The organism is Streptomyces tyrfis, from assembly GCF_037034285.1.
Lineage (GTDB): Bacteria > Actinomycetota > Actinomycetes > Streptomycetales > Streptomycetaceae > Streptomyces.
The window spans coordinates 1-24,338 of the sequence record NZ_JBAGJZ010000076.1 but is presented as its reverse complement, the minus strand read 5'-3'; the positions used below and the strand labels follow the sequence as shown (position 1 = coordinate 24,338).

General features: G+C 70.0%; 22 protein-coding genes and 2 pseudogenes. 7 read left to right on the top strand and 17 right to left on the bottom strand.

Annotated elements, in window-relative coordinates:
• The 9 genes from WA762_RS34085 to WA762_RS34045 form a co-directional block, all read right to left on the bottom strand.
• The coding region (locus WA762_RS34085) for an alpha-keto acid decarboxylase family protein (protein ID WP_335941419.1) at positions 1-1,826 on the bottom strand (1,826 nt) is incomplete at its 3' end.
• The gene (locus WA762_RS34080) at positions 1,823-3,943 is read right to left on the bottom strand and encodes a flavin monoamine oxidase family protein (protein WP_335941417.1); all 2,121 of its coding nucleotides are present in this window, start codon (positions 3,941-3,943) and stop codon (positions 1,823-1,825) included. The genes WA762_RS34085 and WA762_RS34080, both read right to left, overlap by 4 nt.
• 16 nt (positions 3,944-3,959) lie before the next feature.
• On the bottom strand, positions 3,960-5,450 hold the full coding sequence (locus WA762_RS34075; protein ID WP_335941416.1) for a Dyp-type peroxidase: 1,491 nt from the start codon (positions 5,448-5,450) through the stop codon (positions 3,960-3,962).
• Between the two features lie 520 nt (positions 5,451-5,970).
• Entirely contained in the window at positions 5,971-7,296 is a 1,326-nt protein-coding gene (locus WA762_RS34070; protein ID WP_443080750.1) for an amidase, read from the bottom strand.
• Positions 7,297-7,532: 236 nt separating this feature from the next.
• Positions 7,533-8,126 (bottom strand): ATP-binding cassette domain-containing protein, encoded by a 594-nt coding sequence (locus tag WA762_RS34065; protein WP_443080749.1) that lies wholly within the window; start codon positions 8,124-8,126, stop codon positions 7,533-7,535.
• Positions 8,127-8,301: 175 nt separating this feature from the next.
• On the bottom strand, positions 8,302-9,027 hold the full coding sequence (locus tag WA762_RS34060) for a GNAT family N-acetyltransferase (RefSeq protein WP_335941413.1): 726 nt from the start codon (positions 9,025-9,027) through the stop codon (positions 8,302-8,304).
• A 78-nt stretch (positions 9,028-9,105) separates the two neighbouring features.
• Entirely contained in the window at positions 9,106-10,128 is a 1,023-nt protein-coding gene (locus WA762_RS34055; protein ID WP_335941411.1) for a GNAT family N-acetyltransferase, read from the bottom strand.
• 343 nt (positions 10,129-10,471) lie between these two features.
• Positions 10,472-10,822 (bottom strand): thioredoxin, encoded by a 351-nt coding sequence (gene trxA, locus WA762_RS34050; RefSeq protein WP_335941409.1) that lies wholly within the window; start codon positions 10,820-10,822, stop codon positions 10,472-10,474.
• 62 nt (positions 10,823-10,884) lie between these two features.
• Complete coding sequence (locus WA762_RS34045; protein ID WP_335941407.1) at positions 10,885-11,868, bottom strand: NAD(P)/FAD-dependent oxidoreductase; 984 nt, start codon at positions 11,866-11,868, stop codon at positions 10,885-10,887.
• A 91-nt stretch (positions 11,869-11,959) separates the two neighbouring features.
• Here WA762_RS34045 and WA762_RS34040 point away from each other — a divergent pair, with 91 nt between their 5' ends.
• Entirely contained in the window at positions 11,960-12,559 is a 600-nt protein-coding gene (locus tag WA762_RS34040) for a helix-turn-helix domain-containing protein (protein WP_335941405.1), read from the top strand.
• Positions 12,560-13,264: 705 nt separating this feature from the next.
• On the opposite strand, the gene WA762_RS34035 is transcribed toward WA762_RS34040, so the two are convergent.
• Complete coding sequence (locus WA762_RS34035) at positions 13,265-14,074, bottom strand: MBL fold metallo-hydrolase (protein ID WP_335941404.1); 810 nt, start codon at positions 14,072-14,074, stop codon at positions 13,265-13,267.
• Positions 14,071-14,298, bottom strand: coding sequence for a cytosine permease (locus WA762_RS34030; protein WP_335941422.1), 228 nt, complete (start codon positions 14,296-14,298; stop codon positions 14,071-14,073). Before WA762_RS34030 ends, WA762_RS34035 begins: the two co-directional genes overlap by 4 nt.
• Between WA762_RS34030 and WA762_RS34025 the strand changes: the two are divergent.
• A pseudogene (locus WA762_RS34025) lies at positions 14,294-14,944 on the top strand (IS481 family transposase); the annotation flags it as partial. The gene WA762_RS34030 and the pseudogene WA762_RS34025 overlap by 5 nt on opposite strands.
• Here WA762_RS34025 and WA762_RS34020 read toward each other — a convergent pair.
• From WA762_RS34020 to WA762_RS34010, 3 genes are all read right to left on the bottom strand, one after another.
• On the bottom strand, positions 14,941-15,810 hold the full coding sequence (locus WA762_RS34020; protein WP_335941401.1) for a class I SAM-dependent methyltransferase: 870 nt from the start codon (positions 15,808-15,810) through the stop codon (positions 14,941-14,943). The pseudogene WA762_RS34025 and the gene WA762_RS34020 sit on opposite strands and share 4 nt — an antisense overlap.
• A gap of 251 nt (positions 15,811-16,061) precedes the next feature.
• The gene (locus WA762_RS34015; RefSeq protein ID WP_335941399.1) at positions 16,062-16,403 is read right to left on the bottom strand and encodes a thioredoxin family protein; all 342 of its coding nucleotides are present in this window, start codon (positions 16,401-16,403) and stop codon (positions 16,062-16,064) included.
• A 177-nt stretch (positions 16,404-16,580) separates the two neighbouring features.
• A complete protein-coding gene (locus tag WA762_RS34010; RefSeq protein ID WP_335941421.1) occupies positions 16,581-17,555 on the bottom strand; it encodes an NAD(P)/FAD-dependent oxidoreductase in 975 nt (324 codons plus the stop codon).
• 233 nt (positions 17,556-17,788) lie between these two features.
• On the opposite strand from WA762_RS34010, the gene WA762_RS34005 reads away from it, so the two are divergent.
• The 3 genes from WA762_RS34005 to WA762_RS33995 all read left to right on the top strand — a co-directional run bounded on the left by WA762_RS34005 (position 17,789) and on the right by WA762_RS33995 (position 19,739).
• Positions 17,789-18,328: a DEAD/DEAH box helicase family protein gene (locus tag WA762_RS34005; protein WP_335941397.1), complete on the top strand. Its 540-nt coding sequence runs from the start codon at positions 17,789-17,791 to the stop codon at positions 18,326-18,328.
• Positions 18,325-18,648: a hypothetical protein gene (locus WA762_RS34000; protein WP_335941395.1), complete on the top strand. Its 324-nt coding sequence runs from the start codon at positions 18,325-18,327 to the stop codon at positions 18,646-18,648. The genes WA762_RS34005 and WA762_RS34000 overlap by 4 nt, the downstream gene beginning before the upstream one ends.
• 98 nt (positions 18,649-18,746) lie before the next feature.
• Complete coding sequence (locus WA762_RS33995) at positions 18,747-19,739, top strand: LLM class flavin-dependent oxidoreductase (protein ID WP_335941393.1); 993 nt, start codon at positions 18,747-18,749, stop codon at positions 19,737-19,739.
• A gap of 346 nt (positions 19,740-20,085) precedes the next feature.
• Here the strand turns inward: WA762_RS33995 and WA762_RS33990 are convergent, their stop codons facing one another.
• The gene (locus tag WA762_RS33990) at positions 20,086-20,688 is read right to left on the bottom strand and encodes a TetR/AcrR family transcriptional regulator (RefSeq protein WP_335941392.1); all 603 of its coding nucleotides are present in this window, start codon (positions 20,686-20,688) and stop codon (positions 20,086-20,088) included.
• A 35-nt stretch (positions 20,689-20,723) separates the two neighbouring features.
• Between WA762_RS33990 and WA762_RS33985 the strand changes: the two genes are divergently transcribed.
• Together WA762_RS33985 and WA762_RS33980 are read left to right on the top strand one after the other, a co-directional pair.
• Positions 20,724-21,254, top strand: a complete 531-nt coding sequence (locus WA762_RS33985; protein WP_335941391.1) for a GNAT family N-acetyltransferase — start codon at positions 20,724-20,726, stop codon at positions 21,252-21,254.
• A gap of 377 nt (positions 21,255-21,631) precedes the next feature.
• On the top strand, positions 21,632-21,955 hold the full coding sequence (locus WA762_RS33980; protein ID WP_335941389.1) for a DUF6191 domain-containing protein: 324 nt from the start codon (positions 21,632-21,634) through the stop codon (positions 21,953-21,955).
• Positions 21,956-22,687: 732 nt separating this feature from the next.
• Here WA762_RS33980 and WA762_RS33975 read toward each other — a convergent pair.
• Positions 22,688-23,812, bottom strand: coding sequence for an MFS transporter (locus tag WA762_RS33975; RefSeq protein ID WP_335941387.1), 1,125 nt, complete (start codon positions 23,810-23,812; stop codon positions 22,688-22,690).
• A gap of 394 nt (positions 23,813-24,206) precedes the next feature.
• Positions 24,207-24,338, bottom strand: a pseudogene (locus WA762_RS33970) (PLP-dependent aminotransferase family protein); the annotation flags it as partial.

The following is a 24,338-nucleotide window of genomic DNA, read 5'->3' as shown; positions in this document are numbered from 1 at the left end:
ATCTTGTACTGGAGTGCCCGCGGGTAGTCGTGCCGGCTGAGCCGGACCCGGGCCAGGATCGGGGCGCGGTTGATGTCGTTCCCCTGATCGGCGATGTCGAGCAGCAGTGACTCGAGCTCGGTGTGGGTGGCGAGTTCCCGCCCGTGCATCCGGTCCTTCTCCGAGCCGAAGACCTCCGCCAGCTTCTCGTACTGCCACGGGTGCAGCACGTTGTAGAAGTCGGCCCCGTCGGACGGCTTCTGCTTGTAGTAGCAGGGGTTCACCAGCATCTGCTCGATGCCGTAGAAGCCCTCGTTGTCCAGGACGAAGACCACCGGACGCAGGTGGTGGCGCACGTGCGTGGACAGCTCCTGGCAGATCTCCTGGAACGAGCCGTCCCCGACGAACACCAGCGGCCGTTTGAGCGGCTGCTGGCGGCCCAGCGCCACCCCGGTGGCCGCGCCGACCGAGTAGCCGATGGACAGCCAGCTGTTCTGCGCCACGAAGCTCGCCCGCTCCGCCATCCGCAGATTCATCGAGCCCAGCAGTGCGAACGCCGCGTCCGAGACCACCGTGAACGGCGAGGTGGCCTCCGGTCCGTCGCCCTGCGCCAGGCTCAGCAGGAAGGCGTTCATGTGCTGGAAGAACCCGTCGTACGTGAGTTCCTCGGGGTGGTCCGTGCTGCTCAGGCCGGTCAGGAAGGCGTTCGTGCTGGCCGGGACCTGCCGGTCCTCGGCGTGTGCCAGTGCGAAGAGGTCGGTCTCGAACGCCCGCTTGCCGAAAGAGCTGCCCAGTGCGTCCCGCAGCGCCGGGACGAACCGCGCCAACTGGACGTCCGGGAAATACTGCGCGCCGACGCTGACGCCGTCGCGGGCGGCCACGATCCAGTCGTCGCCGATCGACTTCTCGCCGCCGAGGTTCTTCGACGTCGACCAGGTGCCCAGGCCGATCCGGCACCCTGCGGCCTGGAAGGCCTTGCGTACCTCAGGCAGGCTCGCCTTGCCGTTGTAGACGCCCGTGAAGCCCGGGGTGTTCTCGGAGACCACGGACTTCGCGCCGACGGTGGTGAAGAACGGGATGCCGGTCAGCTGCACCAGCGAGACCAGCTCCCGCTCCAGCCGGTTGCGCTCGATCTCCTCGCCCGCCCAGAGCACCGGCGTGCCGAGCCGTTCGACCAGCTTCACCGAGGCCTCCACCGCCTTGGCGAGCATTTCCTCGTTCTTCTTGGTGAATGGCCGTTCCTGGCGGCGGAGTTCGCCCTGCGGTGCGGCGCACGGGGCGTTCCAGAGGTCGTCCATCACCTCCAGGTAGACGGGTCTGCGCTCGGTCAGGCCGGCGGTGATCGCGCTGTCGATCTGCGAGGGCGCGAGCCCGGGGTTGGAGATCACCTGTGCGTCCACCGTGACCTGCCGGTAGACCTCCAGATTGCTCTCCCGGCGCTGGCTCATGTGCGAGGTGAGCAGACCGACCGCCTGGTAGTTGAGCCACTGCTCGTACGACGGCGCCGCGTTGATCGCGATCACCGGCACGTACTCGACGTACGCGCCGCCGATCGGGTTGAGCAGGCTGAACGCGCCCACGCCGTAGGTGACCGCGACGGCGGCGACGCCCTGCTCGCCCTTGGCGAGGTCGGCGTCGGCGGCCCGCACCCGGGCGTAGGCGTCGGCGGCGTAGCCGCCACCGATCTCGGTCGGGGTGCCGACCCAGCGCACCCCGGTGGTGGCGTGCATGATCGTCAGGAACGGGCCGAGGTGGTCGCCGGGCACCCCGAACAGGTACCGGATGCCCAACTGTTCCAGTCTGGTGGCCAGGTAACGGCCCACCGTCCACTCGCTGTTGCCGCTCATCTGCTCAGTACCTCCGCTCTGCGTGCGTGGCCGGTCCGTGCCTCGGGCCGGATCTCCGGTCTGGCGCGGGGCGGTGGCGCGGGCGCCTCGTGCACGGCGATCGCCGCGCGGACGGCGGTCTCCACCGCGCCCTCGATCCAGGCGTGTTTGAGCGAGACGTGCTCGCCGGCGAAGTGCACCGGACCTTCCGGCTTGACCACGTCGAGGTGGAAGCTGGTCATCTGGTGCGGGGTGTACACCGCCGCCTCGCCGAAGGCGTACGGGTCGCGCAGCCAGCTCTGGGTCCGGCCGTAGCCGGTGTAGAACACCTCGATCCGCCGGCCGTGCACCGACTGGAGGTTGCGCAGCGCGTACACGTACCGCTCGGCGTCGGCCATCGAGTCCCAGCGCACGGCGTCGTCCGACCAGCTGTAGCTGGCCAGGACCACGCCGCCGCCGTCGCTGCCGGGCACCGGGTGCGAGGGGTAGTACATGAAGCGGTTCGGGTTGTCGGTGGTCGAACCGCCGCCGAAGCAGTTGGTGGCGGGGCGCACGCTCGCCCGGCGCAGGGGGGTGTGCCGGAAGACCTCCAACTGCTCCTGGCTGATCCGGCTGGAGTCCACGCTCCGGTGGGCGCCGAGCAGCACCCTGGGCAGACTGGGCGGCGGCCGGTGCCCGTTGTGCCCGTTGTACGTGGCCGGCGCGGCTGCCTCGGCGTCCTCCTCGCCGGCCCGCTGGTAGTACTCGTACAGGCCGGGCTCGATGGAGTCGAGCTCGTCCTTCCAGTCCGCCTCGGTGAACTCCCACCACCGGCGGGAGAACTCCAGCAGCACCTTGGTGGCCTGGTCGTAGTGCGTCTCGATGATCGCCCGGCGCTTCTTGTACGAGTACGGGGGCGAGACCTGGACGAACCGCAGCGCGGAGAACGGGACGGTGACGATCGCGAAGTCACCCTTCCAGACCGTGGGTTCGGCCTCCGGGTCGCCCTCGGGCACGGTGTGGACGGCGACCTGCGGCCCGTTCGGTCCGACGTCCTGGCCGCCCCCGCCGTCGCGGTGCGGGTCCCAGTACTCCAACCGGATCATCCGCTCGCCCATTTCGAGCTCGTCCTGGAGCTCCATGGCCAGGGCGTGGGGCAGCTGCCAGCTGCCGCCCTCGATCTCCCAGTAGGTGGCGTCCGGGTTGATGTCGCTGCGGCCCAGGAAGGTGTGGAAGAAGGACAGGTGCAGCCGCGAGGTCATGTTCTCGATCGTGCCGATCGCCTCGATGGCCTCGTCGCTGAAGCCCGCGTACTCGCGCAGGAAACGGCCCATCGAGTAGCCGTCGAAGTCGCGGATCACCCGGGCCCAGCCGTCCAGCCACTCGGCGAACGGCTTGCGCACCCGCTTGCCGTTCTCGATGTACGAGTAGTAGTCGCGGACCGGCTCCAGCGCCTGGTTGACCATGTCGGCGGCGGTGATCCGCACCTCGTCGCCGGTGAGGTGGAAGCCCTCGTTGATGCAGCTCGGGTCGGCGGCGTACTCGCTGCGGCGGGCCTGGATCCGGTTGGTGCGGATCCAGCTGTTGAAGCGCTTGACCGGCTCGCGGAAGTCCGGGCTGTCCTCGCCGTACTTCCAGACCTTGCCGTCCTCGAAGGACTCGTAGACCACCGGCGGGACGGGTGGGTTCTGGTTGCCGGTGTCGGGATCGACGTCGACGTTGTAGAAGAGCTGCCGTTCCAGGCCGAGACTGTCGACCAGGGCCAGGGTGAGCGGGTGGAAGCTGGGCAGCCGCATCGCCCCGGCCTCCCCGTACTGCACCGGGTCGCAGAACGGGCCGTCCTGCTCGTCGCCGGTGGAACGGAAGGTCTTGATCCGCCCGCCGACCCGGTTGGCGTTGGCTTCGAGGATGGTGACGTTGTGCCCGGCGTCCTTGAGCAGCTTCCCGGCGACCAGACCGGCGATCCCGGCGCCGACGATCAGCACGTCCTTGGGCCCGCCCGTCTCCGGGATGCCCTCCTTGATCAGGACGTCGAGGTAGCGCAGTTTCAGGTCCTTGTCGTCGGGGCCGACCAACAGCAGCTCGCGGGCCAGCTTCCGGCAGGTCTGCCAGCGGGCGCGGTCGTTGGCGGCGCCCTCGACAGTGGGGTTCTCGTTCATGGCTTCTCCTCGCCGCTCAGGAGCCGACCGGCTTGTTGGGAAGGTCCTCGCCCTCGGCGAGCAGCCTCAGCGTGCTGATCGAGGGGGTGAAGGCGTAGAGCGCGCCCGTGGTGCGGACGAAGCGCTTCATGTCGACGGTGCCGGAGGTGCCGTCCGCGAGCTCGATCGAGGCCTTGCCGGCGAGGCCGGTGACCTTGTCGAAGCCGTTGGCGGCCACCTGGTCGGACGGGCTTTCGCCGGGGGTGAACGTGTCGTCGTTGGACCAGTGCCGCTGGACCAGTTCGAACTGCTCTTCCAGCGAGGTGCCGTAGCAGACGAACATCAGCCCGCGGTCCTTGCCGTCGTCCGGGCCGCCTTTGAACTCGGGGCCGTACGGAATGCCGCGGCGCATCAGACGGTGGCTCTTCGGCTTCTTGTCGGCGATTCCGGCGAAGGCGCGCGGATGGGTGCGCCGGATGTGCGCGGCCCAGGGGGTGTGCCGGCCGATGGGGTCGTTCGCGTAGTCGAAGCCGTTCCGGTCCGAGCCGAGGCCGGTCACGGCGCTGCACGGCGGAGCGAGCGGTGTGCCGTCCTTGGCCCGGCCGACCAGACAGGCGCCGAGCCGATGGGCGTCCATGTTCCCGGTGAAGTTCTTGACGCCGTCCGCCACGGCCTTGTTCCAGCCGGCGACGTCCTGGCGAAGGCGGCGCACCACCTGGAGGGAGCCGTTCTTCATCCACTCCGGCGCCTTCCGGTCGCCCTGTTCGCTCTTGTAGCCGAAGACGAACTCGCCGGGTTCGATCAGCTCGGTCCCGGCGTGATTGTCGCGGAAGCCCTTGCGGCCGGCGTCCTCGCGGTGGAAGTCCTTGACGCCGGGCTGCGAGATGCCGTCCTTGTAGCCGAAGTGCTCGTGCCCCTTCAGATCACCCTTCAGAGTGCGGCCCTCGTCCACGTGGACACGTGTGATCTGGTGGGTCTGCTCGACCGTGTCGAGGTTCTTCAGCTTCTCCTTCAGCAGCGCCTCGGTGTCCGCGGCGACGATGAGGACCGCGTGCACGACCTTGTCGCCGGTCCCGGCCCCGAACAACCAGGTCCTGGGGGCGCTCTCACCGGTGTCCCCGAGGTCCTCGGCCCGTGCGGCCGCGCCCGCGCAGAACGACGTGAAGGCGCTGAGGTCCTTCTTGATCTGATCGGGCTTGTTGGCGATCGTCACGAGGCCTTCGAAGGTGAGGGAGACCCCGCAGCGGACGGTGGTGATCGACGGGTCGCGGCCGAAGGCCCGGCGGGCCAGCGAGAACTGCTCGTTGAAGTCCTCCGTCTCGTTGGTCGTCGCGACCGTGTTGAGGATCGCGGAGAGCCAGCCGCGGCCTTTGGCGGCGTCCGGGAAGCGCAGGTAGCGGAAGTCCATGAAGTCCTTGTTGAACGCGGCCAGGATGTTGCCCTGGATGTCGGTGGACCCGCGCAGCTCCGGCTGGGGCAGCTGCTCGATGGACGGGACGGCGGTGGGACGGGTGGGGGTCGTGGTCACAGCGGGGTTCCTCGCGTGGGGTGGAGGGCGGCGGATTCGTAGAGGGATGACACGATCAACGCCGATCACAAAAAGTGACGATCGGATACTCAACGTAACTACGCTGTTACCATGAGCTCTGTCAAACGGAGGCCGCCCCCTCGGCACGTCACAGGGCGTCGTCGGATGGAGCGTCCCCACGCAGGCGCGGGCGGGGACCGGCACCCCGGCCGTCCGCAGCCTGCGAGGCCGTCGCGAGCCCCCCTGATGTGACCGTCCGAAGTCGAATGGCAACGATGGGAAAGTCGGGCGCCGCCCCGTGCCTGGCCGTATGACGGGCTCGTGGGCCAGCCGGCAGTGGGCGATACGGCGGCTGCGCATCGGATTCACCTGATCGAGTACATGATCGGTGTTTCGGGCGGGTCGTCGGCTACTCCGCATGTGGAGGCCGCCTTCCCGGACGGCACCCTGCAACCGCGCCCGGCGCATGGCTCACACGGCAGGCGCCGGGCCCACATCCCGGCCGCGCGGCGGGTACGTCCTACAGCCGCGGCGTGCGCGGGGGCTCGGCACGCCGCTCCCCCGTCGCCACGAAGGCTGCTGCCAAGCGCAGCAGGGAGGTGTCGGAGTAGGCGGGCCCGTCGAAGGTGAGCCCGACGGGCATCCTCGTGTCTGCCATGGTGCCCATGGGCACGGTCACCGTGGGGATCCCCAGGTGACGGAGGGCCAGGTTGCCGTTGGCCACCCACACGCCGTTGGCCCAGCCGTGCGCGGCGGTGTCCGGGTCGATGTCCATGTCGGCGCCGCCGACATCGGCCACCGCTGGGAACACGACCGCGTCCAGGCCCAGCTGTTCCATCCATTCCTCCAGGTCCACACGGCGCGTGAGTTCCAACCCCTTGAGCCCCTCGGCCACGAACGGAAGCTGCGTGAACGGGGCCCCGGCCATGTCGCGCACCGACTGCGGGTAGTGGGAGATGTGTTCTTCGACGCCGTCGTAGCGGTCGGGCAGTGCGCCCTCGGGCTCCGGGAAGATCTGGCCGCCGTCCACATCGGCGATGGTGCTCAGGCCCGGGTCGCCGTTGGCCGCGACGAAGTCCTCCCACGCCCAGGCGGAGAGCTCCACGAGCTCGGTGCGCAGGTACTCGGGCGGGACCAGGCCTCGGTCGGCGATGGTGGGGGCTCCGGGGCGGTCGCCCTCGTAGTTGGTCACCGCCGGGAAGTCGACCTCGACCACGGTGGCACCGGCGGCCTCCAGGTCGGTGCGGACCGCGGCCCACAGATCGATCACCGACGCGCGGGTGTGGATGCGGTGCCCCATGGCGCCGCCGATCCCGGGTTTCCTGCCCGTGCCTGCGTGGGGGTCGGCGTTGATGTACATGCGCGGCACGCCCAACGTGACGCCGCGCAGGGTCGCCCGTGCCTCGTCGGGGCCGGACGGCGCCAGCGCCAGGTAGGACTCGGGGCGCACGTCGCCGGCCCTCGGGATGTCCACCCACGGCTGGGCTCGCCAGAAATCCCCCCGCGTCTCGGCGTCGTCGGCGACGACGATGTCGAGGACCTCGAGAAGGTCGCCCATGGTGCGCGTATGGGGTACCACCACGTCCATGGTGGGCACCAGGGGCCAGTTCCCGCGCACCGAGATGACCCCGCGCGAGGGCGTGTAGGCGCAGAGGGCGTTGTTGGAGGCCGGGCCGCGCCCACTGGACCAGGTCTCCTCGCCCAGCCCGAACGCGCAGAAGCTCGCCGCGGTCGCGGTGCCCGAGCCGTTGGAGGAGCCCGAGCCGAAGGGAGCCGTGAGGAAGTCGGCGTTGTAGGGGCTCTCCGCGCGCCCGTAGAGGCCGCGCTGCATTCCGCCGTTGGCCATGGGCGGGAAGAGCGGGGTGGCCGCCTGCACGGCGGACTTCTGCACGATCGTCTGCTGTGCACGCTGTGCACGCGGGCCAAATCGTCCGGCCGGCTGCCGTCTCTTCCGTTGTGCGACCGCGGACGCTCGCATACCGGGCTTGGCGCCGGCCGTCCGATGCGACCTCGCGGGTCGGTACGAGCCCGCCGTCCCGCTCAGCGGCGCCGGCCCTCGGTCGGCCGCTGCCGGCCGGCGCTTCAAAGCGCTCGGCGCGCCGCGGCGATGCGCTTGGGGTCCCAGCCTGGCCGGGGAACCGAGTCCATCAGCAGGCGGGTATACGGGTGCCGGGGGGCGGCGAGAACTTGCTCGGTGGCGCCCGCCTCGACGATGCGGCCGTGGCGCATGACGAGGACGTCGTCGGTGACGCAGCGGACGACGCCGAGGTCGTGGGTGATGAACAGGTAGGCGATGCCGGTCCGTTCGCGGATGTCGGCGAGCAGGTTGAGTATCCGGGCCTGGACGGATACGTCGAGTGCTGCGACGGCTTCATCGAGGACCAGGACTGTGGGTTCTACGGCCAGGGCACGGGCGATGGCGACGCGTTGGCGCTGGCCACCGGAGAGTTGGCGCGGCAGGGCGCCCGCCTCGCGCGTTCCGAGGCCGACCTGGGCGAGCAGTTCCCGGAGCCGGGTGTCGTGGTCGGTGCCGGGGAAGTGGAGCCGCAGGGTCTCGCGCAGGACGTTCTCGACGGTGATGCGCGGGTCGAGGGAGAGGAAGGTCCTGGAAGACCATCTGCATCTCGCGGGCCCGGGCCAGACGGGCGTCGCGTCCGCGTTCGCGGCGGCCGGCACGGTCGTGGCCGTGGACCAGGACTCCAGTTGGTGGCTTGAGCGTGCGGGAGCCGGGTGTCTCACCGTCGGCTCGCCCGGCCCCGGAGCACCGGGTCGAACGGATCGTGACCGCCAACGGGCGCCCGCTACCGTGCCAGATCCCTGGCGCGCGCGGGGCTCGGATCCCGTTCCAGCGTCATAGCGGGTTTCCATCCGGCGAGACGACGTCCCAGGTCCCGAATCGTGTCAGGCCGGCTGATTCGGCCGCCGCCACCGAGGCGTGGTTGTCGAGCTGGCAGCGGTACTGCGGTTCGTATTGCCGTGCGAGCGCGTGTCGGGAGATCGCACGCACGACGCGCCGGGCGTGGCCCTGGCCCCGGTAGGGCGGGAGCGTCAGCACGCCGAGGTCGGCCAGCGGGGCGTCGTTCCACGGGTACATGCTCGCCACGCACACCAGACGCCCCTCGTCGAACGCGCCGTAAACGGCCCAGTGGCCGAGTTCGACGTACGCGTCGTCGAGATCCTGTTCCGACGCGGCTTCCTCGAACCGCTCGAATGCCCGCGCGTCGGCCTCGGTGAGCGGACGGACCGAGGGGGCGTCCGGTTCCCCGAGCAGTGTTTCCCGGCCCTTGTCGGTGAAGTAGAACAGGTTGTCGGCGCCGTGCAGCGGGATTCCGGACTTCTCCAGGCGCCGCCGGAAGCCCGCCTCGTCGACCGGCTGCCCTTCTCCCAGTGCCATGGCGGCGGCGACGTCCGGAGCGAGCAGTACGCGCGTCCTTCCGTCGGTCGTCGTGAGAACGGTGAGCCGCTCGTCCTCCTCCAGGGCGGCGTCGACGGTGACGCTGAAAGCCTCGTCGCCGTAGAGGAGCCGGCTCGTCGGGGCCGGGCTCAGCCAGAAGTCGGTGATGGCGGAAGGGAACACGTCTGGGACTCTCTGCTCGTCGTGGTCGGGCGACTGGGCGATGCCGTGGACGGCCGTACGGCCGGACCCGCCCCGGGGTCAGAAGCGTTTGACGAGACTGACCGAGCGGTCGGTGACGGTGAAACCAAGCCTCTGATACAGACCGAGGGCGCCGGTAGGGCTCTCGGCGTCGACATCGAGCACGGCGTGCTTCAGGCCGTCGGCCCGCAAGGCCCGCAGCACATGGGCCAGCATCGCGCGGGCCAGCCCGTGTCCTCGCGCCTCCCGCCGTACGCCGACAGCCGTCACATATCCGAACGGGCCACCCCGCAACGGCCACTCTTCCTGGTTCACGTCGACGAAGACGAACCCGACGACGCGCTCGCCCTCGTGCGTTCCGGGGGCGACGGCGAGTACGGACAGATCCGGGCGAGATGCGCTCAGGCGGTCGCCGGCGGCCCATTCGGCGGCGGTGACCGGCTGAGTGCCCCAGTGGTCGCGGAACGCGTCGTTCAGTGCGGACCTGGCTCGTTCCTGCCATTCCTCGGCGTAGGGCACGAACCTCACTCCGGAGAGATGCGGCGGCGCGGGGACCGGCGCGGCGAGATCGCGTTCCAGCTCCATCCACCACCGGGCGCGTTCGTAGCCGTGTGCCTCCAGGAGCCGGATCGCAGGGGTGGCGTGGTCCTGCGCGCTCGATGCCAGCCATCCGGGCAGGGCGGCGTCGCAGGCCGCGAGATGCTGGAGTCCACGGGCCTCCTGCCATGCCAGCAGCGCCCTGCCGATGCCTTCCCCACGGCGGTCGGGGGCCACGGTTCCGTCGAGGTCCACCCAGACGATCGTCTCCTGGCTCTCCGGGGCCACGGCCGAGCCGTAGGCGACGGCCCGCCCGGCGGAATCGACGGCGATCACGGCGTCGCGCTCGGGGGTGAAGGCCGCGCTTCCGAACTCCTCCTCCAGTTCGTCTCTCATGACCAGCGACCGCGGGTGGTCGATCCTTCCCGCGGCACGCTTCAGGTCGAGGATCAGACCGATGTCATCGGCGGTGACGGGCCGCCAGGCAAGTCCGTCGCCCGCGGTGGGCAGCGCGACGGACGACGGAGCGGCCACCCGATCACTCAATGGAAGGAGTCCAGGACTGTGGTGTGCGGTCCCGCTCACGAAAAGACCCTCTCTCTACGCCGGCTGCGTACCTGAGAACTGCCGTGGCGACGAGCCGGCAGGAGAACTGCACGAGGGCCGGCGTTCCACGGGGAACCGCGTCGTGCGGTCTTCGTCTCGGCGGCACTCGAGCCGTCCGGACCTCACCCGTCACCGAAGTCGATCGTATCGACTGAAAATCACACAATGAATCGATTAATTCAGCACACCCGGGGCGGTACCGCAGCCCCGGGTGTGCGGTCGTCGGCTCATGGCCACCGCGCGGTTCTACGAGCGGTGGCTTCTTCCCGCTCGGTCTCGACGCTCACCCCCCGTCCCGCAGGATCGAGGTGAGCTTCTTCTCCAGGACGTGCTTGGGCGCCGCGCCGACCCACGCGCCCGCGGGTCGGCCGCCTGTGTAGACGACGAAGGCGGGGACGGAGGTGATGCCGAGCTGGGCGGCCAGCACGGGCTCCTCGTCCAGGTCGACCTTGACGACGTCCAGGTGGTCGGCCTGTTCGGCGGCCAGCTGCTCCACGATGGGGGTGACCATCCGGCATGGGTGGCACCAGGTGGCCCAGAACTGGACGAGGACGGGTCGCTCCGCGTGGAGGACGCGTGTGGTGAACGTCTGCTCGGTGACACTGTCCACCGGGCGCGGGGCATGTGCGGGCATGTTGTGGGCTTCCTGTCTTGTCGCACGTGGGAATGTGAGGTCCGGTGTTGCCGCGGTGTGGTCTACCGGACGGCGCCGGCAGCCGTGTGGCGGTTCTGTTCGACGGCGCGATCGACGTCCTCGTCCAGGAGGTCGGCGTTGACGGCGAAGGCCGCGGTGGAGCCCATGCCGGCCGCGGCCACGACCTGGGCACGCGGGTCGACGACATTGCCGACGGCCCAGACGCCCCCGACGCTGGTGCGGCCGGTGCGGTCGGTGACGACCCAGCCGGCATCGTCCTTCTCGCATCCCAGCCCGGTCAGCAGCTCGTCATACGGGACGAAGCGCGGGAAGAGGAAGGCAGCGGTACGGGGCACGACGCGGCCGTCGGCGAGTTCGATCCCGCGGAGCCGGTCGTCGTCGACGACGAGATGCCTGATCTCCCCCTCGATCAGGTGCAGACCGCGTGCCTTCAGCTGCTCCCGGTCCTGCGCGGTCAGCTCCAGGGTGTGCGGGAGGAAGACGACGTCGTCGCTCCACTGGCGCAGGAGCAGTGCCTGGTGGACCGCGCCCGGGTGAGTGCCGAGGACGGCGAGGGGCTGGTCGCGGACTTCGTAGGCGTGGCAGTACGGGCAGTGCAGGACGTCCTTCCCCCACCGTTCGCGGACGCCGGGGATGTCGGGCAGTTCGTCGCGCAGCCCGGTCGCGATCAGGACGCGGCGGGCCTTGAGGACCACCCCGCCGGCCATGCGGACGTAGTAGCCGTGGTCGATCTGCTCCACCCGGCCCCGCAGGAGCTGGACACCGTAGCGGGCGGTCTCGGCCCGTCCGAGGTCGAGCAGGGCGGCCGGGGGCAGGCCGTCGCGGGACAGGAAGCCGTGCATGTGCGCGGCGGGCGCGTTGCGCGGCTCACCGGCGTCGATCACCACCACCTTGCGGCGGGCACGGCCCAGGAGCAGGGCGGCGCTGAGACCGGCCGCCCCGGCGCCGACCACCACGACATCGTGGACCTCGTCCGTGTCGCCCTGCTGTGCCGTGCTGTTCTTTTCGTTCGTCGTACTGATCATCGGAACAACCTCCTGCCGCAACAGTGCGCACCCGGCACCTGACCGACAACTTCCGTTGCCATTTCCGGGACGCAAGAGGTGGAATGGAGGTATGGACGAACAATCACCGATCGCCGCCACGCTGGCCCAGGTCGGCCCCCGCCTCAAGCGCGTCCGTGCCCAGCGCGGCGTGTCCCTCTCGGCGCTGGCCGAGGCCACCGGCATCTCCAAGAGCACACTGTCCAGGCTGGAGTCGGGCCAGCGCCGCCCGAGCCTGGAGCTGCTTCTTCCCCTCGCACAGGCCCACCAGGTACCCCTGGACGAACTCATCGGGGCACCGGAGGTCGGCGACCCGCGGGTCCGCTGCAAGCCCCGCGTCCACAACGGTCGTACGACGATTCCACTGTCGACACAGCCGGGACGCCTGCAGGCCTGGAAGTCGATCATCCCCGCGGAACACAACCGACCCAAACCCGTCACGCACGAAGGGTACGAGTGGCTGTACGTCCTGTCCGGACGCCTCCGGCTCATCCTGGCCGACCACGACCTGGTCATGGGGCCGGGTGAGGCGGCCGAGTTCGACACCCGCCTGCCGCACTGGTTCGGCCCCGCGGGCGATTCCCCCGTGGAGGTGCTCAGCCTGTTCGGCCCCCAGGGGGAACGCGTGCACGTCCGGGCCAAGCCCCGGTCCCGGGCGGAGCCGTCGGCCTGACCTCCGTTGACGGGAACACCCTTCGGGAGGCACGACGGGTGGCCGGTGGGTACTGGATCAGGACGCGAGCTGCTGGTTGTCGCGAGACATGACGCTGGTGGCGCAGGCCGGCAACTGTGAGACCGGAGTGCCTTGATGGGAGCCGGTCGGGTAGGGCGCGGGCCATGCGGAGTCCTGGTTCAGCCAGGGTGGGAGCTTTCGGTCACGTCGTCAGCCCCCTGAATCACTGAGTTCGCAGTCCTGCCGTCCCGCCGTGTGTTTCTGCGGCCGGACCAGCGCGCCCTCGGGTGCTGACCGCGGTGACGAGATGACCTTCTCGTGCTTCTCCTCACCTCGGAGCAACTCAATGCCTTTACCGCTGTTTCTGCTTGCCCTGGCGGGCTTCGCCATGAGCACCTCGGAATTCAGGCTCGCCGGCCTCTTGCGGGACATCGCCTCGGACCTCGGCGTCACCGTCCGGCGTCCTCTTGGGCATCAAGGGGACGCCGGAGAGCCTCGACACCACTGGCAGCGCTGTCCGACGAGGCCGCCACCACCGGGTTCGCCGTCGCCGCCCGGACCAGGCCACCCCGGCGAGCCGCTCCAGGAGCGACATGGCACCCGCTCGGGGACTCGAAGAGTCGAACGGCGGGCACGCACTGGCCCGGACGGTCCGAAAGACCGTCAGAGGTTCTTTGGTACCGAGGCGGGGCGAGTGACAGGCGGTCAGGCGCGGGCGGCGATGTAGGCGTCGGCGATCTCGCGCAGCCGGGTTCCGTCGAAGGAAGGCCCGTGACCGGGGTGGACGACGGTGACGGGCAGGGTGCGCAGCCGGGCCATGGTGGCGACGTAGTCCATCTGATCGGCTCCGTGGATGTCGTCGAGCAGCTGGTCGTCGTAGACGACGTCGCCCGAGAAGAGCGTCTGGGCCCGGGGGTCGTACAGCGCGATGCCGCCTGGGGTGTGGCCCGGCAGGTGCAGGACGGTGAGTTGCCGGTTGCCGAGGTCGATGGTGTCGCCGTCCGTCAGGTACTGGCTGACGGCGACCGGACGTAGCCGGTAGGTGTTCGGGTCGTAGTCCTTGTGCGGAACGGCGGAGATCAGCAGCTCGGGCACGTCTTCGTCGTCGGGCTCGGCCATGCCGAGCTCGTCGAAGAGGGCAGTGGAGGCCAGTGTTCCCGGCGGCGGAGTCCGGAGGTTCTCCGCCTTGTGGGCACGGCAGTCGGCGAACTCGTGGGCGCCGCCCATGTGGTCGAGGTGTCCGTGCGTGACGACCAGGATCGGCTCGTCGGTGAAGAGGTGCGGGAACGCGGGGCGCAGCGGGGCCATGCCGAGGCCGGCGTCGACGACGAGGTCGCGTCGACTTCCGCGGATGTGCCAGGTGTTGGCCTGCAGGAATGGATGGACGTGCGGTTCGTGGATCAGTGTGATGGCGTCGTCGACCGGGGTGGCGGTGACCCAGTGGTCGGCGATGGGCAGCGTGCGGACCGGTGTTGGGATGATGGCTGCGGCGCTGTGCGGGGGTTGGATGGTCACGGGCGGGCCTTTTGTCGGGTGCTGCTGAGCAGGGCGTACACGACGGTGGAGACGAGCGGGCCGATCAGGGCGGACAGGTCCAGGCCTCCGGCGGCGCCGGCGCCTGGCCCGACCAGGACGGTGGTGTTCACGAACAGCAGGGCGGTGACGGTGCCGGAGACGAGGGCGATGACGCCGGCCGGGTTGTAGCCCCGGCGGTACCAGAACGGTCCTCCGGGTCGCATCCTCACCCGGCACGGCCTGCCTCCCCTGGCCGTACTCGACCGGGCCACCGGCGAGCCCGTCCGCCGCTACGAACGCGCCCGGCCGGGCGAACTCGTCCACATCGACGTCAAGAAACTCGGCCGCATCCCCGACGGCGGCGGACACAAAGTTCTCGGCAGAGCGGCCGGCAGCCCGAACAAGAACCGCCGCAACGGGGCGGGATACGCCTACCTCCACACCGCCCTCGACGACCACACCCGCCTCGCCTACACCGAAGACCTGCCCGACGAGACCGCCCCGACCTGCGCGGCCTTCCTCGCACGGGCCACCGCCTGGTTCGCCTCCCTGGGCATCACCGTCGAACGCGTCCTGACAGACAACGCCTGGGCCTACAGCAAGAACACCTGCCGCCAGACATGCCGGGAGCTGGGCATCAGCCCACGCCGGACCAGACCCTGGCGGCCACAGACCAACGGCAAGGCCGAACGCTTCCACCGCACCCTGCTGGAAGAATGGGCCCACCAGCGCCCCTACACCTCAGACACCGAACGCCAGGCCACGTTCACCGACTGGATCGACTGGTACAACTACCACCGACCCCACACCGGCATCGCAGGCCAAACACCCGCCAGCCGCGTCACCAACCTGCCCGAACAACACACCTAGGCGGTGCAGGAGCGGGCGGTGTGGACGGTGGTGGCGGTGAGGTAGAAGGTGTCGGGGCGCCAGAGGATGCCGGCGGGGGCGTCGGCGTCCAGGAGTGTGTCCAGGGCCGCGCGGTCCTGGTCGTCCAGACGCTCGCCGAACTGGTCGCGTTGCCGGGCGAGACGGGTGCGCAGGTACTCGCGGGCCGGGAGTCCGAGCGGGGCCGGCAGGTCGGTGAGGAAGGTGCGCGTGCCGGTGGGAACGAGTCCGGCCCGGGCCAGCATCGCGGGCCAGTCCTCGGCCTCGTCCACGGAGCCCGGGAGTTCGGCGCGCATGGTGGTGAAGCCGTCCTCGTTGCCGGCGTCCAGGCGGGCCTGGAGCCCGGGACGGCCCAGGCCGATGTCACGGGGGAGGAAGCGTACGGGCAGGCCGCGTTCGGCCACGGCGAGCAGGCCGCCGGGGCGCAGGGAGGCGGCGAGGGCGGTCAAGGCCGCTTGCTGGTCGCCGAGATGGTGGACGGCGTTGGCGGACCAGATCAGGTCGGCCGTGCCGAGCCTGTCGAACTCGTCCGGCAGGTCGGCCTGTTGGATGGCGATACGGCCGGACGAACGTGCACGGGCGCGCTCCAGCAGGGCGGGCGACTGGTCGACGGCGACCACCTCGGCCCCGGGGAAGGCGGCGGCGAGCAGGCCGGCGACCACGCCCGGCCCACTGCCGACATCGAGCACACGCCTCGCGTCGACACCGCCCAGCAGATCGCGCAGCCAGTTCGTGGCCTGGGTGAGCGCGGAGATGTGCAGTTCGGCCTCGCGCTCCAGATGGGAGCAGAGGGCGTCCCAGTCGATGTCGTGGACGTGCTCATGATTAGGGCGGTGAACGTGGTGCATGAGGTACTCCGATCCGGAAGAGGTGGCCGGGGTCTGTTCGGCGGATCGAGGCGCGAGAGGCCGGCGGCCGACTGCGAGCCCGGGCGAGCGGGGTCTGGCATGCTCATCTGCGGCGTTGCTCTCGGCTGCCGACGCTCTGCGCCTACGTCGTGATCCGCCGGACACGGGGCGTTGGCCAGAGGTACGGACGGCGGCCATCGCGCGTCCCGGCGCGGCGGAGCCCGGCCGGAATGCGCGATGCTCGTCGGAGCTCAGCGGAGGAAGGGGCCGAGGTGTCGTTCCAGGACGGGTTGGGGGGCGGCGCCCGTCCACGCCTTCGCGGGGGTGCCGTCGGCGTAGACCACGAAGGCAGGGATCGAGGAGACTCCGTGCCGGTCGGCCAGTCCGGACTCCTCGTCGACGTTGATCTTGACGACGTCCAGGACGCCCGCACGCTCGGCGGCCAGCTCCTCGACGATGGGGGTCATCCTGATGCACGGCCCGCACCAGGGGGCCCAGAACTGGATCAGGACGGGCCGCTTCGCTTGCAGTACGCGGACGGGAAAGGTCTGTTCGGTGACGCTGTCCACGGGGCCGCCGCGCTTTGCTGCCATGGTGAGACTCTCCTTGTCGATGTGTTCGTGAACGGGTGCCCCGACGCCGGGGCGATCCGGCTGCGGGGATCACCGGACGGCCCCCGGACACCCTGCACTGATCGGCCGCCCGGCCGCCCGGACCCCACCGGCCGACGCCGGCTGCCACGACGAGATCGCGCGCGGTCGGCCGAGCGGTCATGCCCGGGCAGCCGTGCCGCGGTGCCGTGCGACGGCGTCTTCCACGTCCTCGTGGAGCAGGTCGGCGTTGATGGCGAACGCGGCGGTGGAGCCCATGCCTGCTGCGGCGATGACCTGGGCGCGTGGGTCGACGACGTTTCCGACGGCCCATACCCCGGGCACGCCGGTGCGGCCGGTCCGGTCCGTCACGACCCAGCCCTGGTCGTCCTTGGCACAGCCGAGCCGAATCAGGAGGTCGTCGCGCGGGGCGGGCCGGGGGAAGAGGAAGACCGCGGTCCGGGAGATCATCCGGCCGTCGGTGAGCTCGATGCCGCGCAGCCGGTCGTCGTCGACGACGAGCCGCACGGCCCTGCCCTCCACGATGCTCACGCCGAACGCGTCCAGCTGTTCCCTCTCCTGCGGGGCGAGTTCGAGGGTGTGTGTGAGGAGGACCACGTCCTCGCTCCACTGACGCAGAAGCAGCGCCTGGTGCACGGCCCCCGGGTGTGTGCCGAGAACGGCGAGGGGCTGGTCGCGGACCTCGTAGGCATGGCAGTACGGGCAGTGCAGAAGGTCCTTGCCCCAGCGCTCCCGGACGCCGGGGAGGTCGGGCAGTTCGTCGCGCAGCCCGGTGGCGACCAGAAGACGGCGGGCCCTGATCACGGGGCCGCCCTCCAGGCGCACGTCGTAGCCGGGCTCGACATGCTCCACCCGGCCCCGGACCACATCGACGCCGTAGCGGTCGATCTCGGCCCGTCCGAGGTCGAGCAGGGTCGCCGGAGGCAGGCCGTCACGGGACAGGAACCCGTGCATGTGCGCGGCGGGCGCGTTGCGCGGCTCGCCGGAGTCGATCACCACCACCCTGCGACGGGCCCGCCCCAGCAGGAGCGCGGCGCTCAGGCCCGCTGCTCCGGCACCGATCACCGCCACGTCATGGACCTCGTCACCGGTCGGCGCCACGCCGCCGGCGCGTGTATTCACCGTCGTCTTGATCACTGCGATCACCTCCGGCCCCCAAAGTGCTCCAGCACCGGACCGCAAGCAACTTCCGTTGCCATTTCCGGGACGGCCGGATCGGAAGGGGCTCGTGGACGAGTACTCCCCCGTCGCCGCCGCGCTCGCCCAGACCGCGTGCGGCGCAGGATCCATACGCGGCGCCGTGTGACTTCGCCCGCGCTCGCCGGGCCGCGAGGAGTTCGTGGCCAGCGGATCGTAGAGTCTCACGCATGCATGCAGAACGTACTCCCGAGCCCAGCGCCCTCCTGATCAACGGCACTGTCGGCGTCGGCAAGACATCGGTGGCCGAAGGCGTGGGCGACCTTCTCGCCGACGCCGGGATACCTCACGCCGTCATCGATCTCGACTGGCTGAGGCAGTCTTGGCCAACGCCTTCGGGAGACCGCTTCAACTTCGGCATGATGCTGCGAAATCTGCGCGGTGTCTCAGGCAACTACCTCGCCGCAGGAGCAGTTCGGCTGGTCCTCGCCGGCGTGATCGAGGACCCGGAGGACCGGAAGCTGTGCGGCGACGCGATAGGCATCGGGCTTTCGGTGTGCCGGCTCCATGCCGAGTTGCCCGTCATCCACGAGCGACTCGCGCGGCGTCACGAGAACGAGCCCGAAGCGTTGCGATGGCACCTGGCCAGGGCCGGTGAACTGGCCGGGATCCTCGAACAAGCGGCGGTCGATGACTTCACCATCGACGCCACCACGCGCCCGGCCGGTGAGGTCGCCGCGGAGGTGACCAGGAAGGCGGGTTGGCTGTGACGCAGCTGTCACGCCTGCGTCGGACCAAGGGCGAGGCGCCCGCGACGGGCGGCGCGAACACGGGTGGCCGCGTTCAGCCGTCCAGCGCAGCCGGGGCCGCCGACTCCCCGGCACCGACGCCTCCCACGTCGCCGGGCCCCGGCCGCCTCGGCACGCTCGCCGGGCACGCCGCCATCGGCTGGACAAAACCCCGCCTCGTGGCACTCAACCACGCCTTCCCGCCGCCGACCCCGCTGTGCGTGACCGAGGCCGCGACCGCGACCGCCACGATCCCGCGCGCCGGCTCCGACCACCCGCACGAGACGGTGGAAAGCCACTGACCGCTCGGGCGGCTCCGCCCTGACATCGCGCCCCCGCTCCCCGCCCGGCTGCCAGACCGGGTGGAGGAAAAACCCACCATCCGAGCAAGGAACCTGCCATGCCTGAATCAAACGACACCTCCGCCCTCGGCCGCGTCGGCGTCATGCTCCCCCGTGACCTGCCCGTCCGGGATGTGCTGCCGTTCGCCCGGCGAGCAGAAGAACTGGGATTCGACCAGGTGTGGGTGGTCGAAGACCTCGGCTGGCGCGGCGGACTCGCGCAAGCCGGCCCCGTACTCGCCAGCACCACCGGCATCACCGTCGGCATCGGCATCATGCCCGCCGGCGCCCGCAACGTGTGCTTCGCCGCGATGGAACTGGCCACCCTCGCGCAGCTCTACCCCGGCCGGCTGATCGCCGGCATCGGCCACGGCATGCCCGACTGGATGCGCCAGGCCGGAGCCTGGCCCGCCAGCCCCCTGACGCTGATCAAGGAATACACGACTGCGCTGCGCCTGCTGATACGCGGCGAGCCCGGCCCGGCGGGCGGTCGCTACGTGCGCTGCGAGGGCGTCGTCATCACCGAGACACCCGACATCGTCCCCCCGGTCATCCTCGGCGTACGCGGTCCCAAGTCGCAGGCAGTCGCGGGCGAGGTGGCCGACGGGCTCCTCCTGGCCGAACCCGCGGCCCCCGCCTACATCGCCTCCTCCCTGCAGAACATGGAATGCACTCCTCACACGAGCAGCCGAGAAGTCGTCACCTACGACGCCGCCGCTGTCGATGACGACGAGGAAGCCGCTCTCGCCCGCGTCCGCGACGGTCTGACGGCCATCGGCGAACCGGCCTGGGCCGCGCACATCGACCCCCTGCCCTTCGCCGCACAGTTCCGTGAACACCGCGCCGCCTGCACCGACGCCCGGCAATTCGCGCAGACCATGCCCGCCGACTGGGTCCGACGGCTGAGCGTCACCGGCACCCCCGCCCAGGCTCGCGAAGCGATCAAGGCCCGCCATGCGGCCGGCGCGACCGGCGTCGTCCTCACTCCCACCGGCCCCGACCCCCTGGCCTCCCTCGACTCACTCGCCCGTGTCCTGGACACCCGCCCCTGAACCGAAAACGCCACGATCTCGAAGAACCTCGTGCCCACTGACCGACGGAAGGTGCCGTTCGACCTCTTCTGCGTGATCGCCCTCCGCCAGGGCCGAACACCCTGGCGGAGAAGGCCGCTTGGCGCACTGCTCCCGCAGGCTCGTTCGCCGAGGCCTGCCGGGACTGTCGCCCGCCCTACGACACCACGCGACAGTCCGCGCCCGAGTACCGGACGGCCTACGGTCGCTGCCACGCCCCCGTCGAGACCCGCACAACCCGTCCGCGACCTCCCGCCTCCCGGGACAGAACCACTCGTTGGTGCGGTCCAGGAGGTTGCGTTGCGGTTCAGGAGGTCGTCGACGGCGATCACGCGTTCACGAGAAGCGCGTGGAGTGCCCTTCGAAGGACGTCCTCCGGCTCGTGCGGGGCGTCGCGTCTCAGTTCTTCGTACACCGGCGCCACACTCGCGTCGCCCGGAGTTCGGGGCTCCAACTGAGCGGCTCGGTAGGTCATGGCGCTTCCTATGACGAGGTTGCTCGCCGCGTACGCGACCCACAGTGGCGCGGCTGCGCCCGACCTGCCAAGTCGATCGGAGAGCCCTTCCGAGAACGCGAGGTAGGCCGGCCCTCGCGGTGGACGCATGGCGATGACCTGAACAGCCCACGGGTGCTCGAGAAGATGGCGGTACAGCGACAACAGCACCTCCGATGCCTCCTCTTCACGGAGAGCGCGCTGAACCGCGCTATCACGTCCCAGGGCATGATCAAGCGCCAGATCGAGTGCATCCGAGATGCCGTCGATGCGCGAGTAGAGGCTTGCCGGCGCCGCCTCCAGAGCGTTCGCCAACGCGCGAAGCGAAAGACCCTCGATCCCCGACGTGTCCAGGATGCGCACTGCTGCGCGCGCGATGGCCTCCGGATCCAGAGCCCGGACGCGCCGCACGGGCTTGACGTGCTCCCAGTAGCTCATACCACTCCTTAAACGATCAGTGTTAGTTTAGCGGCATGATCAATGCAACCCTGCTCCCTGTCGGTGACGGCCTGCGCGCACTTCGCCCGCTGTCCTCCCGCGACGCCGAGCGGTACGCCGATGGAACCCGTGATCCACTCGTGCAGCAGTACGGCCACCTGCCTGAACCGGAGTACACGCCCGAGACCGTAGCCCGCCTCGCTGACGACGTCGTTCCTCGAGGCCTCCAGACCGGAGACCTCGCGGTGCTCAGCATCGTCGACGAAGCGGACACATTTCTCGGCAGCCTGGTTCTCTTCGACATCACGGACAGGACCGCCGAAGTCGGGTTCTGGCTCCACCCGGACTCGAGAGGCCTGGGTCACTCGGCCGCGGCACTGGAACTCGCGGTGGGACTGGCAGTCCGCAGTGGCCTGAGCGAACTGACAGCACGCACCGCGACCGGCAATCTCTCGTCCCAGCGATGCTTGGAGCGCAGCGGATTCAACCGGACAGGGATCAACGTCGGCCGCACGCCCTCCGGCGGACACATTGAACTCGCGCACTATCAACGACGTCTGAAGTAAATCGCGCGTCGCGGAAGGCACCACGACCTCAGGCGCCGGGGTACACGTGCAGTGGGCCAACGCACTCCCGGCGGCGTGCCCTGCCTGCCCGCCGCCGCTCACCACAACGACCGCGGCCCCGGTCACCGGGTCGGAGCCGCCGCGGCCGGTGCCTCGGCCGCGGCGCACACCGGACACAGCCGACCCCTCGCAACGAGGGCTGAGCGTTTCTCACCCGAGGTTGAGGGCCGGTTCGCACGGGACCGGACGGACGGAAACCCGGCGACCCGTGGGCGCCGTACGCGGTGCCCGCCGTGTGCACCTCGCTGACCTGCGACGGCAGACATCGAGCTCGCGAACCGGTTGAGTGCGGCCAGGCCGCTCCCCACAATGACCGTATGGCATTCATCTTCTTCATGACCCTGCCCGGGCTGATCGTCGCCCTGACCTTGATTGCGTTTGTCGACCAGCTGCTGTTGCGCACGGGGCGGGCCGGGGTGTTGCCATGGAGAAACGGCGCGCGACAGGGTCAGATATCGGCGACCGGGTTCGAGCAGCTGCACGCGAGTCTTTCGCCGGGCAAGCAGAACGAGCTGAAGGAGCGGCAGTCGGCACTGGTCATGCCGGACAACGAGGATGACGGGGCACCGCCGAACAGGACAACGGTGGACCTGGACGGAGGAACTGCGGTCGTCCGGGTGCCGCGCCACACCTGCTCCTGACCAGCCCCCAGCCTTCGATGAGAAAAGGCCCGTCCACCAGCCTTCGGTGAGAACACTCGACCTTCGCCGCGAGAGGTCAACAGCACCGTCCGTGCTCGCGCCTGATCGGGTGCCGATCAGGCTGCCTCAGTGCCGTCCTGATGACGGGCGCGGCGGTCCTCATCGCCGCCCTGCTCCGTACCGCACGCACACGACCCGGACCCGAGGCCCCCGATCCGCAGCGGAGGACGATGCCGGGGACCGTGCGGGGGTCCCGCACGCCCAGGCAGCCTCGCCCTGAGCGCGGAGGGTGAGCCGTACGCGGGTGGGGACAGGACGGCTGATGGAGGTGCCGGCCAGGGCGGCCCGCTCAGCCCGCTGACATTCGGGGCCGATACCACCGTGGCATGGGACAGGCTGTCATGGCCCGGTACCCCTTCTTGTGTGGGCCCTGCCGTCCGGCGCACCAGACAGCCACCATCGATGGCTCACGACCCCTCGTCGCCCAGATCGGGATGCACCGCCGTTCACCGAGCCCGGCAGGCAGGCCGCGGCCGGGCCTCCCGCTTCAGACGCTGGGCGGACCGTTGCCGCCGCCTCGCCTCCGCGCCGCAGCCCCGTGCCCGACCGGTACGTCCGCGAAGGCGGCCGGCCGCACATCGGCTCCTGACAAAGGAGATCGTCCGAGTGAACACAGCGCCCGCCACAAAGCGCATTGGACTGCGGCCCGCAGGGGTGCTGTTCAGCTTGTTCTCAACGATCGAGAGCGTGGGCCGCAGGCGGCTCGGTCTTGCGCAGTTGTGTGAATGGCACGGCCGGGGCAAGCACGAGAGCGATCGCTCCCACGAGCAACAGGGCGAGCCAGGCGCCAGAGCCGTCGATGACGATTCCAGCCGCCGCAGACGCCAGCGATGCTCCGAGGTTCACGGAGGTGTTGATCCATGTCGACGCTTCCGTCCGGCCGGATTCCGGAACGACGGTGTCGGCGATGAGGTACCCGGTGATGAGGGAGGGAGCGAGGAACAGACCGACGAGCGCGAGGCCCGCGGCGAAGAGACCGAGTGTGTCCAGCTGCGACACGAGCACCGCGGCGAACCCCATGCCGAGGCACAGGGCGAACAGTCTTTTGCCGATGCCTGCCTTGAGGTTCAGCTGCCCGTAGAGGAATCCTCCGAGAGCGCTTCCGCCGGCAAAGGCTGCCAGGAGCCAGCCCGAAGCTGCGACAGCATCATGTTGCGCAGCGGCTGCCGGCGCTGCGATCTCCGCGACGCCGAGTACACCGCCGACGCCCAGGAGGACGATCAGTACCCGTGCGAAACCTGGTTGGCGCAACGGACGATCTCCTCGCGCGGCGCCCCCTCCTGTTCCGCGAAGCGTCCTTGACGACGCGCTGGACGTCATCGCTGCGGTGCCGAGGGAAACGGCTGCCGCGGTCACCCAGAGCCCGGTGCTGGGAGAACTGGCGACCACGACTGCGGTGATGACGACGGGGCCGGCGACGAAGAGGAGTTCTTCGCACACCGCGTCGACACTGAAGGCTTTTGTTCGCTGGTCGCCGGCCGTCGTGAGCGATGCCCAGATCATTCGCATCGCTGCCCCCAGGGGCGGCGATGCGAGGCCGATCACCGCGCTGAGGATGAGGAACCAGGCATCGACGACGCCTTCGGCTTCCGTGATGAGCGCGAGAGCGATGAACCCTGAGGCTTGGCCTGACGCCATGGCGGTGAGCGCGATTCGTTGGCCGAATCGATCGACGGCCCGGGCCCGCCAGGGTGCGGCGACGACGTTGGCAATTCCGAACACCGCTGTTGCGAAACCGGCTTGCGTGTACGAGCCCGTACTGTCCTGGACGGCGAGGAGGAGGGCCAGACCGCCCATGGCGAGAGCGGACCGACCGATCAGGGCGGGAAGGAAGGCGCGAAGCGCGCCAGGAAGGAGAAGCACTGAGAGCACGAAGAAGCTCCGATGATGTGCGACCGCCGTCGTATGCGCGGCCGTCAGATTCCGACGGTTGTCGAGGTCCGGAGGGCACGAAAGATCGCACCCTCAACGGATCAGAACCTGGGCGGGAGAGACCCAGGACCGTCAGATGAACATCACAATGAGCATCCGATGATGCTAGCAGACTGCGGATGCCGGGCCGCCTGACGCTTTCTCAGCGAACTGACCTACGCGACGCGTCATGAACCCGGCACGGATCAACCCGGACCGGGCCGGCCGAACCTCCCCGGGCCTCCTGGCCGACGGGCCGTACGCGGCAGCGCGCGTGCCGTCAGGGCACCTGTGGGAGCACCCGGCAGAGTGCGTCCAGCGCTCCCGGCCAGGCGCTGTCGGTCGGGGTTCCGTAGCCGATGACCAGGGCGTCGCGGGCCGGGGCCGCGTCCGGGTGGCGGAAGCGTGAGAT

What these genes read in the sequence shown, in the direction of transcription:
- WA762_RS34080 (WP_335941417.1), bottom strand. Translation starts at nt 3,943, where the DNA reads ATGAACGAGAACCCCACTGTCGAGGGCGCCGCCAACGACCGCGCCCGC.
- WA762_RS34070 (WP_443080750.1), bottom strand. Translation starts at nt 7,296, where the DNA reads ATGGCCAACGGCGGAATGCAGCGCGGCCTCTACGGGCGCGCGGAGAGC.
- trxA (WP_335941409.1), bottom strand. Translation starts at nt 10,822, where the DNA reads ATGCCCGCACATGCCCCGCGCCCGGTGGACAGTGTCACCGAGCAGACG.
- WA762_RS34045 (WP_335941407.1), bottom strand. Translation starts at nt 11,868, where the DNA reads ATGATCAGTACGACGAACGAAAAGAACAGCACGGCACAGCAGGGCGAC.
- WA762_RS34040 (WP_335941405.1), top strand. Translation starts at nt 11,960, where the DNA reads ATGGACGAACAATCACCGATCGCCGCCACGCTGGCCCAGGTCGGCCCC.
- WA762_RS34030 (WP_335941422.1), bottom strand. Translation starts at nt 14,298, where the DNA reads ATGCGACCCGGAGGACCGTTCTGGTACCGCCGGGGCTACAACCCGGCC.
- WA762_RS34020 (WP_335941401.1), bottom strand. Translation starts at nt 15,810, where the DNA reads ATGCACCACGTTCACCGCCCTAATCATGAGCACGTCCACGACATCGAC.
- WA762_RS34015 (WP_335941399.1), bottom strand. Translation starts at nt 16,403, where the DNA reads ATGGCAGCAAAGCGCGGCGGCCCCGTGGACAGCGTCACCGAACAGACC.
- WA762_RS34005 (WP_335941397.1), top strand. Translation starts at nt 17,789, where the DNA reads ATGCATGCAGAACGTACTCCCGAGCCCAGCGCCCTCCTGATCAACGGC.
- WA762_RS33995 (WP_335941393.1), top strand. Translation starts at nt 18,747, where the DNA reads ATGCCTGAATCAAACGACACCTCCGCCCTCGGCCGCGTCGGCGTCATG.
- WA762_RS33990 (WP_335941392.1), bottom strand. Translation starts at nt 20,688, where the DNA reads ATGAGCTACTGGGAGCACGTCAAGCCCGTGCGGCGCGTCCGGGCTCTG.
- WA762_RS33985 (WP_335941391.1), top strand. Translation starts at nt 20,724, where the DNA reads ATGATCAATGCAACCCTGCTCCCTGTCGGTGACGGCCTGCGCGCACTT.
- WA762_RS33980 (WP_335941389.1), top strand. Translation starts at nt 21,632, where the DNA reads ATGGCATTCATCTTCTTCATGACCCTGCCCGGGCTGATCGTCGCCCTG.
- WA762_RS33975 (WP_335941387.1), bottom strand. Translation starts at nt 23,812, where the DNA reads ATGGGCGGTCTGGCCCTCCTCCTCGCCGTCCAGGACAGTACGGGCTCG.